This is a genomic window from Archangium sp., assembly GCF_045802675.1.
GTDB lineage: Bacteria > Myxococcota > Myxococcia > Myxococcales > Myxococcaceae > Archangium.
This window is the reverse complement of record NZ_JBJMQO010000032.1, coordinates 15,826-30,298: the sequence shown is the minus strand read 5'-3', so window position 1 is coordinate 30,298 and position 14,473 is coordinate 15,826. Positions and strand designations below refer to the sequence as shown.

The 14,473-nt window shown below is 71.1% G+C and carries 14 protein-coding genes; 11 read left to right on the top strand and 3 right to left on the bottom strand.

Annotated elements, in window-relative coordinates:
- Nucleotides 1-8: 8 nt before the first annotated feature.
- The 11 genes from ACJ8AN_RS09495 (at nt 9) to ACJ8AN_RS09445 (ending at nt 10,854) form a co-directional block, all read left to right on the top strand.
- The gene (locus ACJ8AN_RS09495) at nt 9-1,553 is read left to right on the top strand and encodes a phytoene desaturase family protein (protein ID WP_407754950.1); all 1,545 of its coding nucleotides are present in this window, start codon (nt 9-11) and stop codon (nt 1,551-1,553) included.
- Nucleotides 1,550-2,584: a phytoene/squalene synthase family protein gene (locus ACJ8AN_RS09490; RefSeq protein WP_407754949.1), complete on the top strand. Its 1,035-nt coding sequence runs from the start codon at nt 1,550-1,552 to the stop codon at nt 2,582-2,584. The genes ACJ8AN_RS09495 and ACJ8AN_RS09490 overlap by 4 nt, the downstream gene beginning before the upstream one ends.
- 97 nt (nt 2,585-2,681) lie before the next feature.
- Nucleotides 2,682-4,139, top strand: a complete 1,458-nt coding sequence (locus tag ACJ8AN_RS09485) for a phytoene desaturase family protein (RefSeq protein WP_407754948.1) — start codon at nt 2,682-2,684, stop codon at nt 4,137-4,139.
- Nucleotides 4,136-5,113: a carotenoid 1,2-hydratase gene (locus ACJ8AN_RS09480; protein WP_407754947.1), complete on the top strand. Its 978-nt coding sequence runs from the start codon at nt 4,136-4,138 to the stop codon at nt 5,111-5,113. The genes ACJ8AN_RS09485 and ACJ8AN_RS09480 overlap by 4 nt, the downstream gene beginning before the upstream one ends.
- Nucleotides 5,110-6,261, top strand: coding sequence for a glycosyltransferase (locus ACJ8AN_RS09475; protein WP_407754946.1), 1,152 nt, complete (start codon nt 5,110-5,112; stop codon nt 6,259-6,261). The genes ACJ8AN_RS09480 and ACJ8AN_RS09475 overlap by 4 nt, the downstream gene beginning before the upstream one ends.
- Nucleotides 6,258-6,593, top strand: a complete 336-nt coding sequence (locus tag ACJ8AN_RS09470; RefSeq protein ID WP_407754945.1) for a lycopene cyclase domain-containing protein — start codon at nt 6,258-6,260, stop codon at nt 6,591-6,593. The genes ACJ8AN_RS09475 and ACJ8AN_RS09470 overlap by 4 nt, the downstream gene beginning before the upstream one ends.
- Nucleotides 6,590-6,937: a lycopene cyclase domain-containing protein gene (locus ACJ8AN_RS09465; protein ID WP_407754944.1), complete on the top strand. Its 348-nt coding sequence runs from the start codon at nt 6,590-6,592 to the stop codon at nt 6,935-6,937. Before ACJ8AN_RS09470 ends, ACJ8AN_RS09465 begins: the two co-directional genes overlap by 4 nt.
- Complete coding sequence (locus tag ACJ8AN_RS09460) at nt 6,934-7,617, top strand: lysophospholipid acyltransferase family protein (RefSeq protein ID WP_407754943.1); 684 nt, start codon at nt 6,934-6,936, stop codon at nt 7,615-7,617. Before ACJ8AN_RS09465 ends, ACJ8AN_RS09460 begins: the two co-directional genes overlap by 4 nt.
- Entirely contained in the window at nt 7,614-8,474 is an 861-nt protein-coding gene (locus ACJ8AN_RS09455) for a MerR family transcriptional regulator (protein WP_407754942.1), read from the top strand. The genes ACJ8AN_RS09460 and ACJ8AN_RS09455 overlap by 4 nt, the downstream gene beginning before the upstream one ends.
- A gap of 25 nt (nt 8,475-8,499) precedes the next feature.
- On the top strand, nt 8,500-9,402 hold the full coding sequence (locus tag ACJ8AN_RS09450; RefSeq protein WP_407754941.1) for a MerR family transcriptional regulator: 903 nt from the start codon (nt 8,500-8,502) through the stop codon (nt 9,400-9,402).
- A gap of 90 nt (nt 9,403-9,492) precedes the next feature.
- Nucleotides 9,493-10,854 carry an amidohydrolase family protein gene (locus ACJ8AN_RS09445; protein ID WP_407754940.1) on the top strand — a complete coding sequence of 454 codons (1,362 nt, stop codon included), beginning with the start codon at nt 9,493-9,495 and terminating at the stop codon, nt 10,852-10,854.
- Between the two features lie 3 nt (nt 10,855-10,857).
- Here ACJ8AN_RS09445 and ACJ8AN_RS09440 read toward each other — a convergent pair whose 3' ends face one another.
- The 3 genes from ACJ8AN_RS09440 to ACJ8AN_RS09430 form a co-directional block, all read right to left on the bottom strand.
- Nucleotides 10,858-11,214 (bottom strand): imm11 family protein, encoded by a 357-nt coding sequence (locus ACJ8AN_RS09440; RefSeq protein ID WP_407754939.1) that lies wholly within the window; start codon nt 11,212-11,214, stop codon nt 10,858-10,860.
- A 227-nt stretch (nt 11,215-11,441) separates the two neighbouring features.
- On the bottom strand, nt 11,442-12,797 hold the full coding sequence (locus ACJ8AN_RS09435) for an AHH domain-containing protein (RefSeq protein ID WP_407754938.1): 1,356 nt from the start codon (nt 12,795-12,797) through the stop codon (nt 11,442-11,444).
- Nucleotides 12,798-12,898: 101 nt separating this feature from the next.
- Nucleotides 12,899-14,446 carry a peptide MFS transporter gene (locus tag ACJ8AN_RS09430; RefSeq protein WP_407754937.1) on the bottom strand — a complete coding sequence of 516 codons (1,548 nt, stop codon included), beginning with the start codon at nt 14,444-14,446 and terminating at the stop codon, nt 12,899-12,901.
- Nucleotides 14,447-14,473 lie beyond the last annotated feature (27 nt).

The following is a 14,473-nucleotide window of genomic DNA, read 5'->3' as shown; positions in this document are numbered from 1 at the left end:
GAAGCACCGTGAGCACTGGGAAGCGACAGGCGGTGGTGGTGGGCGCGGGCGTGGGCGGGCTCGCCGCGGCGGCGCGGCTGGCGCACCAGGGCTACGACGTCCAGCTCTTCGAGAAGACGGACGGCCCGGGCGGCCGCTGCAACCGCCTCCAGGTGGACGGCTTCACCTGGGACATCGGCCCCACCATCGTCCTCATGCCCGAGGTGTTCCAGGAGACGTTCGCCGCGCTCGGCCGGCGCCTGGAGGACTACCTCACGCTGCTGCGGTGCGATCCCAACTACCGCATCCACTACCGCGACGGCTCGGCCATCACCTTCACCTCCGAGCTGTGCGCCATGGGCCGCGAGCTGGAGCGCGTGGAGCCCGGCAGCTACGCGCGCTACCTGGCCTTCCTCGCGCAGGGCCGCATCCAGTACCGCACGAGCTTGGACCACCTGGTGGGCCGCAACTACGCGGGCATCTCCGACTACTTCGCGCCCTCGGTGCTCAAGCGCATCTTCCAGGTGCGCGCGCACCGCCGCATGTACGCGGACGTCAGCCGCTTCTTCCAGGACGAGCGCCTGCGCGCGGCGATGACCTTCCAGACGATGTACCTGGGCGTGTCGCCCTTCGCCTCGCCGGCGGTGTACGGGCTGCTGCCCTTCACCGAGCTGGGCGTGGGCGTGTGGTTCCCCAAGGGGGGCCTGTATGCCATTCCGCTCGCGCTGGAGAAGGTGGCGCGCGAGGAGGGCGTGCGGCTGCACTACGGCACGCCGGTGAAGCGGATTCTCACCGAGGGGGCGCGCGCCACGGGCGTGGAGCTCGAGGGGGGCGAGGTGGTGCGGGCCGACGTGGTGCTGTGCAACGCGGACCTGCCCTACGCGTACGAGAAGCTGTTGGACCCGGGCGTCACCCGGCTCAAGCGCGCGCAGAAGCTGCGCTACACCTCCAGCGGCTACATGCTCTACCTCGGACTGCGCCGCCGCTACGACGGGCTGCAGCACCACAACGTGGTGTTCGGGCGCGACTACAAGGGCTCGTTCGACGACATCTTCGAGCGCTTCCGCGTCCCCGAGGACCCCAGCTTCTACGTGAATGCTCCGGCCCACACGGACCCGAGCCTCGCGCCGCCGGGCAAGGACGCGCTCTACGTCCTGGTGCCGGTGCCCCATCAGCACCCGGGCCTGGACTGGAAGGTGGAGGGCCCGAAGGTGCGCGCCAAGGTGTTCCAGCGCCTGGCGGAGCTGGGCTACCCGGAGCTGGAGCGCGACATCGAGGTGGAGCGCGTGTTCACGCCCGACGACTGGGCCACCACCTTCAACCTGGCCCGGGGCAGCGCCTTCGGGCTGGCGCAGAACTTCTTTCAGATCGGCCCCTTCCGCCCCGCCAATCAGGATGCACGGGTGCGGAATCTCTTCTTCGTGGGGGCCTCCACCCAGCCGGGCACGGGTCTGCCGACGGTGCTCATCTCCGCGCGGCTGGTGGTGGAACGCATCCTGGAGTGGTCGGGCGCGGCGGACGTGGTGCAGGTGTCCCGGGGAGCCGGGCGCGCAGCAATCGAGGAGGCGGCATGAAGGCGCAGGACAACACCCTGGTGGCACGTGGTTACGAGATGGCGGAGCGTGTGACGCGGCACCACGCCAAGAGCTTCTTCTTCGCTTCCTTCATGCTCTTCGGGATGCGGCGCAAGGCGGCCTTCGCCCTCTACGCGTACTGCCGGCGCCTGGACGACATGGTGGACGTGGCGGACGGGGCCGACCAGGGCGCGGTGCCCGAGGACCTCGCCGAGCGTCTGGTGCGCGCGCGCCGCGCCGTGGGCGAGCTCTTCCTGGAAACGCCGGAGCTGGCGGATCCGCGCATGCCTCCGCCCGCCACGCGCGCGAGCGGCGGGGAGGGACCGTGGGCTCCGGCGGAGCTGGCCGCGCTGGTGGACTGCATCCGCCGCTTCCGCGTCCCCGAGCAGCCCATGCAGGACCTCATCTCCGGCATGGAGATGGACCTGACGAAGCGCCGCTACGCGAGCTGGGCCGAGCTGGATTTGTACTGCTACCGGGTGGCCGGCGTGGTGGGGCTGATGATGGCGCCCATGCTGGGGTGCTCGGAGGAGTGGGCGCTCGGGCCGGCGGCGGACCTGGGCCGCGCCATGCAGCTCACCAACATCCTGCGCGACGTGAAGGAGGACCTGGACCGCGGCCGCGTCTACCTGCCGCTCGACGAGCTGGCGGCCTTCGGCTTGACGGTGGACGACCTGCGCGCGGGCGTGGTGGATGACCGGTGGCGCGGCTTCATGCGCTGCCAGATTGCGAGGGCACGCGCCTACTACGCGCGGGCGGCGGCGGGCATCCCCGCGCTCGAGGGCTTCGGCTGCCAGCGCATGGTGAAGCTGATGGGCTCCATCTACGGGGACATCCTGCGCGTCATCGAGCAGAACGACTACGACGTCTTCCAGGGACGGCTGTCGGTGCCGGGCACGCGCAAGCTGGCGCTGGCCACGGCCATCCTCGTGAGGCCCGCGTCGGTGCTGCCCGCTCCGCCGGCGCCGGAGGTCACGGTGCCGCTCCTGCCCACGGGCTTCCCGTCGAGAGTCGGGGGCGTCGGGTCATGAGTGACGGCAAAGTCCAGACGTCGAAGGTGAAGCGCTCCTCGCGGGAGCGAGCGCGGGGGCGCCTCGCCGAGGAGGTACGGCGCAAGGGGGCCTCGCGATGAAGGCGATGCGTGTCGCGGTGGTGGGCGGCGGAATCGGGGGGCTGACGGCCGCCGGGCTCCTGGCGAAGGAGGGCCACGACGTCACGCTCTTCGAGGGAGGCCCCAGCCTCGGAGGAAAGGCGCAGTGCGTGCGGGTGGACGGATTGAGGTTGGACACCGGCCCCACGCTGCTCACGCTGCCGGACGTGGTGAAGGGGCTCTTCGAGCGGCTGGGCGCGGGGGAGCTGTTGCCGCCCATCACCGAGCTGGAGCCCCAGTGCACCTACCGCTTCGCGGACGGGTGCGGCTTCGTGGCGTACAAGAGCCTCGAGCGCACCGCGGAGAGCGCGGGCGAGCTACGCTCCAGTGAGCGGCGCGGAGTGCACGGCTTCTACGCCGAGGCCGAGGCCATCTGGCGCGCGGCGGGAGAGCCCTACCTGGAGGCGCCCTTCGAGGGCATGGCCGGCTTCATGGCTCGCGTGGCGAAGCGGGGCGTGGTGGCCATGGCCAGGGGCATGCGGCTGGCGACGCTGGATGAGCTGGCGAGGGCCCACTTCAAGACGGACCACCTGCGGCAGTTCGCGGGCCGCTTCGCCACGTACGCGGGGGCCTCGCCCTACGAGGCGAGCGCGGCCTACGCCCTCATCCCGCACATCGAGCGCGCGTATGGCGTGCACCATGTACGGGGGGGCATCGGCGCGCTGGTGGACGCGCTCGGGGCGGCGGTGAAGCGCCAGGGCGTGAAGGTGCACCTGAATACCCGCGTGCGCTACACGCGCGACGCGCGGGGCTACCGGGTGGGGCCCGAGGGCGGCGAGGAGGGCTTCGACTCGGTGGTGGTGAACGCGGACCCGCTGGACTCGCTGGGGCGGGGGAGCGAGCCACTGTCGCTCTCCGGCTACGTGCTGTTGCTGGAGGTGGATGGCCGTCCGTCGCTGCCGCACCACACCGTGCTCTTCAGCCGGGACTACCGCCGCGAGTTCGACGAGCTCTTCGGCGGGCAGCTCGCGAATGACCCGACGGTGTACTTCTGCAACCCCTCGGCGACGGACCCGACGGTGGCGCCGCCCGGGAAGACGGGCCTCTTCGTGATGGTGAATGCCCCGGCGCTGCCGCGAGAGCCGGGTGCGTACGAGCAGGCGGCGGCCGCGTGGGAGCTGCGCGCCGAGCGGGTGAAGGCGCAGATGTTCGACAAGCTGCTCGCACACTACCCGGAGCTGCGCGGGCGCATGCGGGGGGTGGGGCAGCGCACGCCGGTGGACCTGGCGGCCCTGGGCGCGCCGGGGGGCTCCATCTACGGCTTCCTGCCGCACGGGAAGTTCGGCCCGTTCCGCCGGCCTCGCATCCGGGGTTGCACGCCGGGGCTCTTCTTCGCGGGCGGGGGCACGCACCCCGGGGGTGGGGTGCCGCTGGTGATGCTCTCGGGGCGCTTCGCCGCGGAGATGGCGTCCGCGCACCTGCGGAGGAGCGCATGAGGCGCCTGGTGCTCTCCGCCTCGCCGCGGGCCTGGCACAAGGGGTACCAGTGGTTGGACGCGCTGCCGGCGCTGCCGGACAGCCCGGGGGCCTACCGCTGGTTCTATGCCGACGTGACGGCGGGCGAGTACAGCGCGGTGTTCATCTTCATGGTGGGCTCGCTCTTCTCTCCGCGCTACTCGGCGAGGGCGCGGGGCGGGGCGCTGCCGCTGGAGCACTGCGCGGTGAACTTCGCGCTGTACCACCGGGGCACGCGGCGGCGCTGGGTGCTGAGCGAGTACCCGAGGGCGCGGGTGCAGCGGCGGGGCCGGGCGCTGCGCATTGGCGGCTCGCTGCTGGAGTACACGCCGGACGGCACGGTGCGCATGGAGGTGGACGAGCGCTGCGCGCCCTTCGGTGGGGCGCTGCGGGCGCGGCTGGAGCTGGAGCCCCAGGTGGTGGCGGCCGACGAGGTGCGGCTGGTGCCGGGGCTGCCGCACTTCTGGCGGGCGCTGGCGCCTCGGGCGAAGGCGCGGCTGGAGGTGTCCTCGGAGGGCGTGGTGGGCGAGGGACTCGGCTACCACGACAGCAACCATGGCGAGGAGCTGCTGGGGGCGCGGCTGCCGGGGTGGCACTGGGCGCGCGTGCACGGGCCGGAGGAGACGGTGGTGGACTACCACCTGCCGGGCGGGGTGGCGCCGCTGCGGGTGACGGCGGGTGCGGCGGGGACGAAGTCCGAGCGCGGGCCCGTATTGGCGGAGGCCCGGCCCACGAGCCTGACGGGCTGGGGCCTGCGGGTACCGGCGCGGCTGTACTCGGGCGGCGCGGAGGTGGGAGCGCCGCGGCTGCTGGAGTCCTCGCCCTTCTATGCGCGGGTGGAGGCTCGGAGCGAGGGGCTGGACGTGATGGGGGAGGTAGCGGACTTCCGCCGTTTCCACTCGCCCTTCATCCGGTGGATGGCGCACTTCCGCACGCGCGTGGAGCGTGGGACATGAGCCCGTGGGCGGCCCTGGGCCTGGGCTGGGCGGTGCTGGCCGGAGGCTTCAGCGCGGTGGCCCTGGGCCGCCTGTTGCGCCGCCGCCGTCCGGTGGAGCCCACGCGGGTGCCGGTGCTGCTGCTGAGGCCAATGGACGCGCCCACGCCGCGGGAGCTGGAGAACCTGGCGCACCCCATCGACTACGCGGGGCCGCTGGAGCACGTGGTGCTCTCGCCCTCGCGTCCTCCGCTGCCCGAGGGAGTGCGGTGGTTGAGGAGCGACCCGGTGGCGCAGAACCGCAAGGTGGGACACCTGCTGCACGGGCTGGAGTCGCTGCCGGGGGACGGGCGGGTGGTGCTGGTGGTGGACGCGGACGTGGCGGTGACGGGGGCGTTGGTGGAGGGCCTGGCGGGGCCGGTGGCGGCGGGGGCGGCATTGAGCACGGCGGCGCCGACGCCGATGGGTGAGCGGAGCCTGGCGGACCGGGCGATGGCGGGACTGCTGCGGCGCACGCACCACAGCTTCCGGGCGTTGCACGTGATGAGCGCGGGGGCGAAGGCGGTGTGCGGCAAGGCGCTCGGCTTGAGCGCGCGAGCGGTGGACGAGCTGCGCGAGCTGGCGGACCACATCGGCGAGGACCTGGAGCTCTCCAAGCGGTTGCACGCGAAGGGCCTGGACGTGGCGCTGTGCGAGGTGCCGGCCCTCGTCCCGCTGGCGCCGGGGACGTGGAACACGGCATTGGCTCGCTTCACGAGGTGGATGCAGGTGCTGGAGAGTCACCGTCCGGGGCTCTACCCGACGGTGCCATTGCTCTTCACGCCGACGTGGCCGTTGCTGGTCCTCGGTCTGCTGGCGGGTTCCGAGTGGCTGGCGGCGGGGGTCGGGGGTCTCCTGGCCGTGCGGACCCTTCTCTCCTGGCGCCTGACCGTGCTGACCACCCCTCGCTCTCCGGGAGAGGGACGGGGTGAGGGTACCTCGCGTCCCGGGTTGAACCCCGTGCGCCAGATCGCGCTGGACTGGCTCCTGGGCGAAGCGCTGCTCCTGGCGGCATTCCTCTCGTCACTGGTGCAGCCGCCGCGGGTGACGTGGAGGGGGCGCACGTATGTGCTGCATTCCGGGGGCCGCATGTCGCCGGCATGGACGGAGCTGAGGGGAGGCCGGGGATGACGTACGCACGCTTCCTGGGACTATTCGTCGTGCTGCCGCTCCTGTTCCTCGGGGTGCGCTACCGGCGCACGCTGTCGTGGAGGGGCCTGGCGCCGATGTGGCTGCTGCTGGGGGTTGTCTATGCGGCGACGTCGCCGTGGGACAACCTGGCGGTGAAGTGGGGGCTGTGGGGCTTCGACCCGGAGCGCATCTGGGGAATCAAACTGGGCTACCTGCCGCTGGAGGAGTACCTCTTCTTCGGGCTGCAGACGCTGCTGGTGGGGCTGTGGGCGCGCGAGCGGCTGCGGCGGGTGCTGGAGCCGCGGCTGGACGCCGGGGAGGTGGCGTCATGATGGAGTCGCGCTGGGCGTACCTGGTTCACCTGCTGGCGTGGGCGGTGCCCTTCATCGTGTTGCAGCTGGGGGTGCTGGTGCACCACTTCCGGGGGCGCACGTGGGCGGTGCTGAGGGCGGTGCTGCCTCCGGCACTGGGGGTGGGCACGTACCTGGCGGTGGCGGACCACCTGGCCATCCGGGTGGGCATCTGGAACTTCGGCGAGGGCCGGCACCTGGGCGTGTACGTGGCGGGAGTGCCGCTCGAGGAGATTCTCTTCTTCCTGCTCACGAGCGTGATGGTGTCGCTGGGGCTGACGCTCTTCACGGTACTGCTCTCGCGGCGGGAGGCGCGGGTGCCGTGATACGCGCGGCCAAGGGAGGACCCTTCGGTTGGGTGATGGACCGGTACGTGGGGTGGAAGTTCCGCTCGGCGTTCCGAGGCCTGTGGGTGCGCGGGGAGCTGCCGGCGGGAGCCGGGGGGCGGCTCGTGTACGCCAACCACACCAACTGGTGGGACGGCTTCGTGTTCCACCAGCTGTGCCGGGCGGCGGGCTGGGATGCGTACTGCGTCATGGAGGAGCGCAACCTGGAGCGCTACCGCTTCCTGTCGAGGCTGGGGGCGTTCAGCATCCGCCGGGGCGAGGCGGGCTCGTCGCTGGAGACGCTGCGTTACGCGGGCCAGCTGCTGAGACGACCGCGGGCGGCGGTGTGCATCTTCCCGGAGGGAGAGCTGCGCCCCTTTGGCGTGCTGCCGTTGCGGCTGGAGCGCGGGGTGGAGCTGCTGGCGCGCGTGGGGAAGGTGGAGTGCGTGCCCCTGGCCATCCGCTATGCCTTCTTCGAGCACGAGCGGCCGGACGTGCTGGTGGACGTGGGGACGCCGCACGCGGGCGGGGCGCTGTCGCGCTTCCAGACGGAGCTGGAGGCGGGGGTGCGCCGGCTGGCGGAGACGACGGGCCTGGAGGGCTTCCGGCGGGTGGTGTCGGGGGGCCTGGGGGTGGCGGAGCGCTGGGACGTGGTGCGGGGGAGGGCGCCCTCGGCATGACGCTGCGCATCCGCACCATCGCCCGGCTGACGGGCATCCGCGAGGCCACGCTGCGCGCCTGGGAGCGGCGCCATGGCTTCCCTCGCCCGCACCGCAACGAGAGCAACTACCGCGTCTACTCGCGCGAGGAGGTGGAGGACATCCGCCGGGTGGCGAAGCTCATCTCCGAGGGCTTGGCGGTGAGCGAGGCCATCGCCCAGGTGCGGACGGTACCGGTGGCGGAGCTGCCGGTGCGCGAGCGGCTGGTGGAGCGCTTCTGGTCCGCCGTCATGGTGCTGGACGGGGACGAGGCGGACCGGGTGCTGGGCGAGGCGCGGGCCTCCATGGACGTGGAGAGCTACTGCGACGGGCTGCTCCTGCCGCTGTTGCGCGAGATGGGGCAGCGGCTGGACATCGCCCGGGAGCACCTGGCCTCGGCGCTCATCCGCCAGCGGCTGCGCTCCCTGCTGGTGGCCGAGGAGGCGCACCCCAATGGCCCCCGGGCGCTGCTGGCCTGTCCCGAGAGGGATCTGCACGAGGGGGGGCTGCTGGCGCTGGGGCTGCACCTCAAGCGCAAGGGCTGGCGGGTGACGCTGCTGGGGGCGGACACGCCGGCCGAGGCGTTGCGCGCGGCGTGCCCGCAGGTGCACCCGGAGGTGGTGGCGCTGTCGTGCGTCCGACGCCGGGAGGCCGAGGAGTTGCGGCGGATTCTACAGAGCGCGGTGGAGGCGTGTGCTCCGGCGCTGGTAGTGGTAGGAGGCCCTGGCGCGCGCGAGCACCTGAAGGCCATTTTCAGCGCGGGGGCGCAGTACGCCGAATCCACGGATGAGCTCGTGGCCCTCTGGCAGCAGGTGCGAGGCGCGTCGAACCGGACTTGAGGTGGGCGGGAAGGGCAGTTCAGCCATGGCCGAGCGCACCTACAGAATCCATGTCGCCGCGGAGCTCTCCGGAGTGAGGGTGGAGCTCATCCGCGCGTGGGAGCGGCGCTACGGGGTGCTGGCGCCCAAGCGCACGCCGTCGGGCTACCGGGTGTACACGGACCGGGACGTGGCGCTGTTGCGGCGGCTCAAGCAGCTCACCGAGGAGGGCGTGTCCATCAGCGAGGCGGCGGCGATGCTGCCGCAGCTGCTCGAGGAGCTGGATGCGGTGCCGCCCGCCCTGGCCCCGGCCCAGGAGCCGAGCCCCGCGAGCCTGGTGGCCTGGCGGGAGGAGATTCTGCTGGCGGCGGAGGGGTTGGAGCAGCGCCGGGTGTCGGAGGTGCTGGACGAGGTGCTCGGGGCGCTCACGCCGCTGAGGGCGTACGAGGAGGTGCTGGTGCCGCTGCAGCGCGAGGTGGGGGAGCGCTGGCACGCGGGGGCGTTCTCGGTGGCGCAGGAGCACCTGGTGACGCAGGAGGTGAGGGCGCGGCTCATCAGCATGCTGCACGCGGCGCCGACGAAGGGACGGCGGCGCGCGGTGCTGGCGTGCTTCCCGGACGAGCAGCACGAGCTGGGGCTGTTGGGCACGGCGCTGCGGTTGCGGCACGCGGGGGTGATGGTGACGCTGCTGGGCCAGCGGACGCCGGCGGAGGAGGTGGGCCGGGTGGCGCGCGACCTGAAGGCGGAGCTGGTGGGGCTGTCGGCGGTGACGGACCACGGGGCGCGGGAGTTCGAGGCCACGCTGTCGCGCATCATCGAGGCCGCGCCCAAGGGCACGGCGGTGTGGGTAGGAGGCCCGGCGGCGCTGGTGCACCGCAAGGTGTGCGAGCAGCGGGGCGTGCACGTCTTCGAGAGCGCGGACGACTGGGCGAAGCTGCTGGGCGGGTGAGGGCCGCTTCACCCCGGGTGCGGGCGGTCTCGTTTGTCGCGCACGCGTCTATAATCAGTCCCTGACATGCAACGCATGAGGGGAACCGTCATGAAGACCCTGCGGGCCTGGGCACTCCTGGGCGCCGGCCTCCTGTCACTCGCTGGCGCGCTGCTGCCCGGGTGCGCGCACGAGGTGCAGCCGCTCACCGGTGTCTCGGAGCGGGCGGTCGCGTTCGTCGGTGTGAACGTCGTCCCCATGGACTCCGAGCGCGTGCTGGCGGACCACACCGTCATCGTGCGCAATGGGCTCATCACGTCCGTGGGCCCCTCGGCGGAAATCACCGTTCCCCCGGACGCCGAGCGCATCGACGCCCGTGGCCGCTACCTCATGCCGGGCCTGGCGGACTTCCACGTCCACCTGCACTCGGACGAGCAGCTCCTGTCGTACCTGGCCCACGGCGTCACCACGCTCTTCGAGCTGGACGGCTCGCCCCACCACGTGCAGCTCCGGCAGGAACTCGCCGCCGGCCAGCGCTTCGGCCCCACGCTCTACACGAGCAGCCCGCTGCTGGACGGAGGCCCGCCGGGTGGCAAGGTGGTGTCGGTGACCACGCCCGAGCAGGCGCGCATCGCGGTGGTCAGGCAGAAGCTCGCGGGCTACGACGCCCTGAAGGTCTACGACAACATCACCCCCGAGGTGTACGCCATCCTCGTGGCCATGGCCCGCCAGCAGCACCTTCCGGTGGTGGGGCACGTGCCGCGCACGGTGGGCGTGGAGTCGGTGCTGCGCTCGCACCAGGCGCTCATCTCGCACGGCGAGGAGTATTTCCTCTCCGCCTCCCGGGACGAGTCGAGGATTGCCGCCCTGGCGCGCGCGACGAAGGAGGGGGGCACGTCGGTGGTGCCGGATCTGGTGCACATCCACGCCGCGCTGCGGATGCTCAAGGACCTGGAGGGCGTGTTCGCGGACCCCGAGGCGCGCTACCTGTCGCCCGAGGTGCTGCGCAACTGGCGCTACTCCAACCCCACGCGCCGGGTGGACGTGGCCGAGTTCGCCGAGCGCGAGCGGGCGGCCTACCCCTTCGTCCAGCACCTCACCCTGGCGCTGCAGAAGGAGGGCGTGCGGCTGCTGCTGGGCACGAATGCCTCGGACGCGGGGCTGTTCCCGGGCCGCTCGACGCACCTGGAGCTCTCGGAGCTGGTGGAGGTGGGCCTGACGCCCTACGAGGCGCTGTCCACCGGAACGCGCAACGCCGTGGGCTTCATCAAGGAGCACGTGGATCCGACGGCGCGCTTCGGCACGGTGGCGGTGGGCCAGCGGGCGGACCTGCTGTTGCTGCCCGGCAACCCGCTGGAGGACGTGGGCCAGGCGGACCGGGCGCTCGGGGTGATGGTGCGCGGCCAGTGGCTCACCCGCGAGCAGCTCCAGAAGTTGCGCGAGAAGAGCGCCAGCGCCTTCGCCCAGCGCTGAAGGCTACACCTCCTTGAACTTCAGCCCCGTGGCCCTGATGCGCTCCAGGGCTTCTTTGAGCTCCTCCGAGACGATGAGGGCGATGTGCCAACCCCAGGTGCGGAACACCTTCGCATCCCCCACCTGGGTCGGATCGATCCGCATTCCGGCAACCGAGAAGTACGTGCCAGTTTTCTCGGGCAGGCCGTCCTTTTCGGTCCAGTACGACACCTCCTCGGAGGCTTGATCATCGATGCACTTCACGATGCGGATGACGTTGACGAGGAAGTACCGCTCTCGTTGCGTCTCGACCTCCGCCGGGAAGAGCTGCACGTCCTTGGGAGCCATCCGAGCCAGGAGGTCACCCACTCTCGAATGCACGACAGGAACAGCTCCAGCATCCGCGAGAGAAAAATCGAGGGGCTTGCCGGGCTGATACACCGGGATATGAATAGGGCCCTCTACGGTGACAGGCTCGCCCTGCAAGAACACCGGTGACCCGAGTTCTTGCCCCCGTGCCCCGATGGGCGTCCCCAGCTCCCAGCGCCCAGGAACGTAGACATCCTCGGACAATTTGAAGTACCGCATCGGCATGAGGGGGCCTGGCTTCATGGAGTACGGGTGACCAGCTTGTTGAGTTGGGTGCCATCCGTCGTGATCTGCTGTGCCAGGCGTTCCAGCGCCTTTGTCAGCAACGTCTGACATTGCTGCACGGTGCGACAGGTCCGCGTTGCCTCCCTCAGAGTCTCGAAGACATGCTCATGGTATTCCCGCGGATGGGGGCCCAGGTGGTCCTTGACGCGTACCTTGTTGGCCGGGTCATCCAGCGACATGCCCGCTTTGTCGAAGAGCTGCTGGAACTTGGGCGTCCACGGGCCACCGCTGTGGGTGGCATCGTTCCACTTGTTGGTGGCGATGTGGTGCTCGGGGCCCTCTGCGTCCACCGGCATGGATGCCGCGCCGCGCAAGCCCTCTGCCGTTGAGGCGACCGCGTTGGGCGCCAGGGTGACTGTGACCGCATCGGCGGTCATGGCCACCGTTTCCACCTGTGCCACTTTGGTCAGTTGGATTCCCACCCGCGCGGCGCCCGCTGCTGACGCTTGAGCCGAGCCGGGCAGCGTGGGCACCTTGGCCGAGAAACTGGCGGCCGTCTGGCCGATAGCGGCCGTGAGCAGCAGGGCGAATGCCCGCGCCGCGTTCTTCCCCATCACCTGGCCATACTTCATCCCGGCCTCGCGGAGCGCCGCGAGCGAGGTGGCGTGATCCAGCTCCTCGACCAGCCGCCTCCAGCCCATGATCAGCGTCCAGAACGTGTCCACCCCGATGTAGCAGACGAAGGTGGCCGTGACGGCCGTCGCCAACCCCTTGGAGAACACTGGTTCGGGCGCCAGCCACATCGCGGCGTAGATCGTCATCGTCCAGTAGAGCGAGGCCTTGATGGCCTCCGGGTCGGCCATGTCCTTGAAGGACTGCATCATCTCGGGCACGACCTCTTCGATGGCGAAGGACATGCCGAGGGCGTAGCGGCCATCCCCGGTGAGGATGGGGCTGTTCATCAGCACCTGCCGGCAGTCGCCAGGTTTGCCGATGGCCGCACAGAACCGCAGATATTCCTGGGTGACTCGCGCATCCACCTCGGCCCACTGCGAAGCCGGGGGCTGCCCGTCTAGAGGAACGACGCCGTCACGTTGGGTGTACCGGTACCAGCCACTGCGGGGAGGAGTCTCGAACAGAGCCCGCGCGGCTTTCTCGGGGTTGGCCGAGGGCCTCTTCTGCCGGACCTCCTTCGCGATAGCCTCGGTGAACTCCTCCTTCCCCAACTCCAACGGCCTGGCCTTGCCCGCGCCGGTGTCGTGGATGATGAGCGAGTCCTGCCCCGTATCGAGGCGCACCACGTGCGTCGTGCTGCACGCGGTGGACAGGGCCAGGAACAAGACCGCAACGGCCAGGGGATGGGGCGCCATGAGACGTCCTCTCGAGCGAGGAGGGTTCCAGTCCAGGGAAACGTCACCCCGGAGACGATGCTGCTCCGGGTCCCATCCGTCCGCATCTTCCCCGGGCGGGTTCAGTGCACCCCGCCCATCATCCGCCGCAGCGGGCGCACGAAGAGGGTCAGCACCAGTCCCGCGCCGATGGCCACGCCCGCCACCGCGCCGAAGAGCTGGGGCAGGGGCATGGACTCGAACTGTCCGGCCACGCGTCCGGCGATGAGGTTGCCCAGCGCCATGGACATGAACCACACGCCCATCATCTGGCCCACCGTGCGCGGCGGGGCCAGCTTCGTCACCGTGCTCAGTCCCACCGGGCTGAGGCTCAGCTCGCCGAAGGTGTGCAGCAGGTAGGTGAGCACCAGCCACAGCGGGCTCACCTTGTGGCCGGTCGCGGCCGCCAGGGACGCGGCCACCATCACCCCGAAGCCCAAGCCCAGCAGCACCAGGCCCAGGGAGAACTTGGCGGGGCTGGAGGGCTCGCGGCCGCGCTTGTTGAGCCACACCCAGAGCCAGGCGAACACCGGTGCCAGGGCGATGATGAACAGCGCGTTGACGGACTGCAGGGTGCTCGCCGGCACCTCCTCGCCGAACACCACCCGGTCCGTGAGCTCCCGGGCGAAGAGGTTGAGCGAGGAGCCCGCCTGCTCGAAGCCCGCCCAGAAGATGGACGAGCAGACGAAGAAGACGGCGATGACGCCCAGCCGCCGCTTCTCCGCCGCCTCCAGCCCTCCGGCCGTGAACTGGTAGCCGAAGAAGGCGAGCGCCAGGGCGAAGATGATGAACCCGCCCGCGCTGGCCAGCCCCACCGCCGTCGTCAGGTCCACCACGTGGAGCACCTGCAGCAGCACCAGCAGGCCCACCAGCCCGCCCACCACCGCGAGCCCCACCGCGCGCGAGCCACCACGGCCCTCCGCTTGCGCGCTCGAGCCGGGCACATTCTTGGAGAGCTTGCCCACCTCGCCCAGGTGCCTGTCGCCGAGCAGGTACTGGATGACGCCGGCCACCATGCCGATACCCGCCAGCCCGAAGCCCCAGTGCCAGTTCACCCGCTCGCCCACCCAGCCCACGAAGAGCGGCGCGGTGAAGGCGCCGATGTTGATGCCCATGTAGAAGATGGAGAAGCCCGCGTCCCGGCGCGCACCGCCCTCGGGGTAGAGGCCGCCCACCATGGCGCTCACGTTGGGCTTGAGCAGGCCGGTGCCCAGCACGATGAGCAGCAGGCCCAGGTAGAAGAAGAACGTCCCGGGCAGCGCCATGCTGAAGTGGCCCAGGGCGATGATGATGCCGCCATACAGCACCGCGCGCCGCTGGCCGATGAGCCGGTCCGCCAGCCACCCGCCCGGCATGGCCATGAGGTACACGCTCCCGGTGTACAGGCCGTAGATGGCGCCCGCCTTCGTGGTGTCGAAGCCCAGGCCCCCCTTCTCCGCGCTCGCCGTCATGAAGAGGATGAGCAGCGCCCGCATGCCGTAGTAGCTGAAGCGCTCCCACATCTCCGTGAAGAAGAGCGTGGCGAGCCCGCGCGGGTGGCCGAAGAAGCCCCGCTGCGCCGGGGTGGGGGCTCCCGGAGGGGCGAGGGGGGCCGGTTCACGGGGGGACTGCGTGGCGGAAGTCTGGGTCATTCGGGCTCCTGACCCCCGACTCTACCC

What these genes read in the sequence shown, in the direction of transcription:
- ACJ8AN_RS09445 (WP_407754940.1), top strand. Translation starts at nt 9,493, where the DNA reads ATGAAGACCCTGCGGGCCTGGGCACTCCTGGGCGCCGGCCTCCTGTCA.
- ACJ8AN_RS09485 (WP_407754948.1), top strand. Translation starts at nt 2,682, where the DNA reads ATGAAGGCGATGCGTGTCGCGGTGGTGGGCGGCGGAATCGGGGGGCTG.
- ACJ8AN_RS09450 (WP_407754941.1), top strand. Translation starts at nt 8,500, where the DNA reads ATGGCCGAGCGCACCTACAGAATCCATGTCGCCGCGGAGCTCTCCGGA.
- ACJ8AN_RS09490 (WP_407754949.1), top strand. Translation starts at nt 1,550, where the DNA reads ATGAAGGCGCAGGACAACACCCTGGTGGCACGTGGTTACGAGATGGCG.
- ACJ8AN_RS09480 (WP_407754947.1), top strand. Translation starts at nt 4,136, where the DNA reads ATGAGGCGCCTGGTGCTCTCCGCCTCGCCGCGGGCCTGGCACAAGGGG.
- ACJ8AN_RS09470 (WP_407754945.1), top strand. Translation starts at nt 6,258, where the DNA reads ATGACGTACGCACGCTTCCTGGGACTATTCGTCGTGCTGCCGCTCCTG.
- ACJ8AN_RS09455 (WP_407754942.1), top strand. Translation starts at nt 7,614, where the DNA reads ATGACGCTGCGCATCCGCACCATCGCCCGGCTGACGGGCATCCGCGAG.
- ACJ8AN_RS09475 (WP_407754946.1), top strand. Translation starts at nt 5,110, where the DNA reads ATGAGCCCGTGGGCGGCCCTGGGCCTGGGCTGGGCGGTGCTGGCCGGA.
- ACJ8AN_RS09465 (WP_407754944.1), top strand. Translation starts at nt 6,590, where the DNA reads ATGATGGAGTCGCGCTGGGCGTACCTGGTTCACCTGCTGGCGTGGGCG.
- ACJ8AN_RS09430 (WP_407754937.1), bottom strand. Translation starts at nt 14,446, where the DNA reads ATGACCCAGACTTCCGCCACGCAGTCCCCCCGTGAACCGGCCCCCCTC.
- ACJ8AN_RS09435 (WP_407754938.1), bottom strand. Translation starts at nt 12,797, where the DNA reads ATGGCGCCCCATCCCCTGGCCGTTGCGGTCTTGTTCCTGGCCCTGTCC.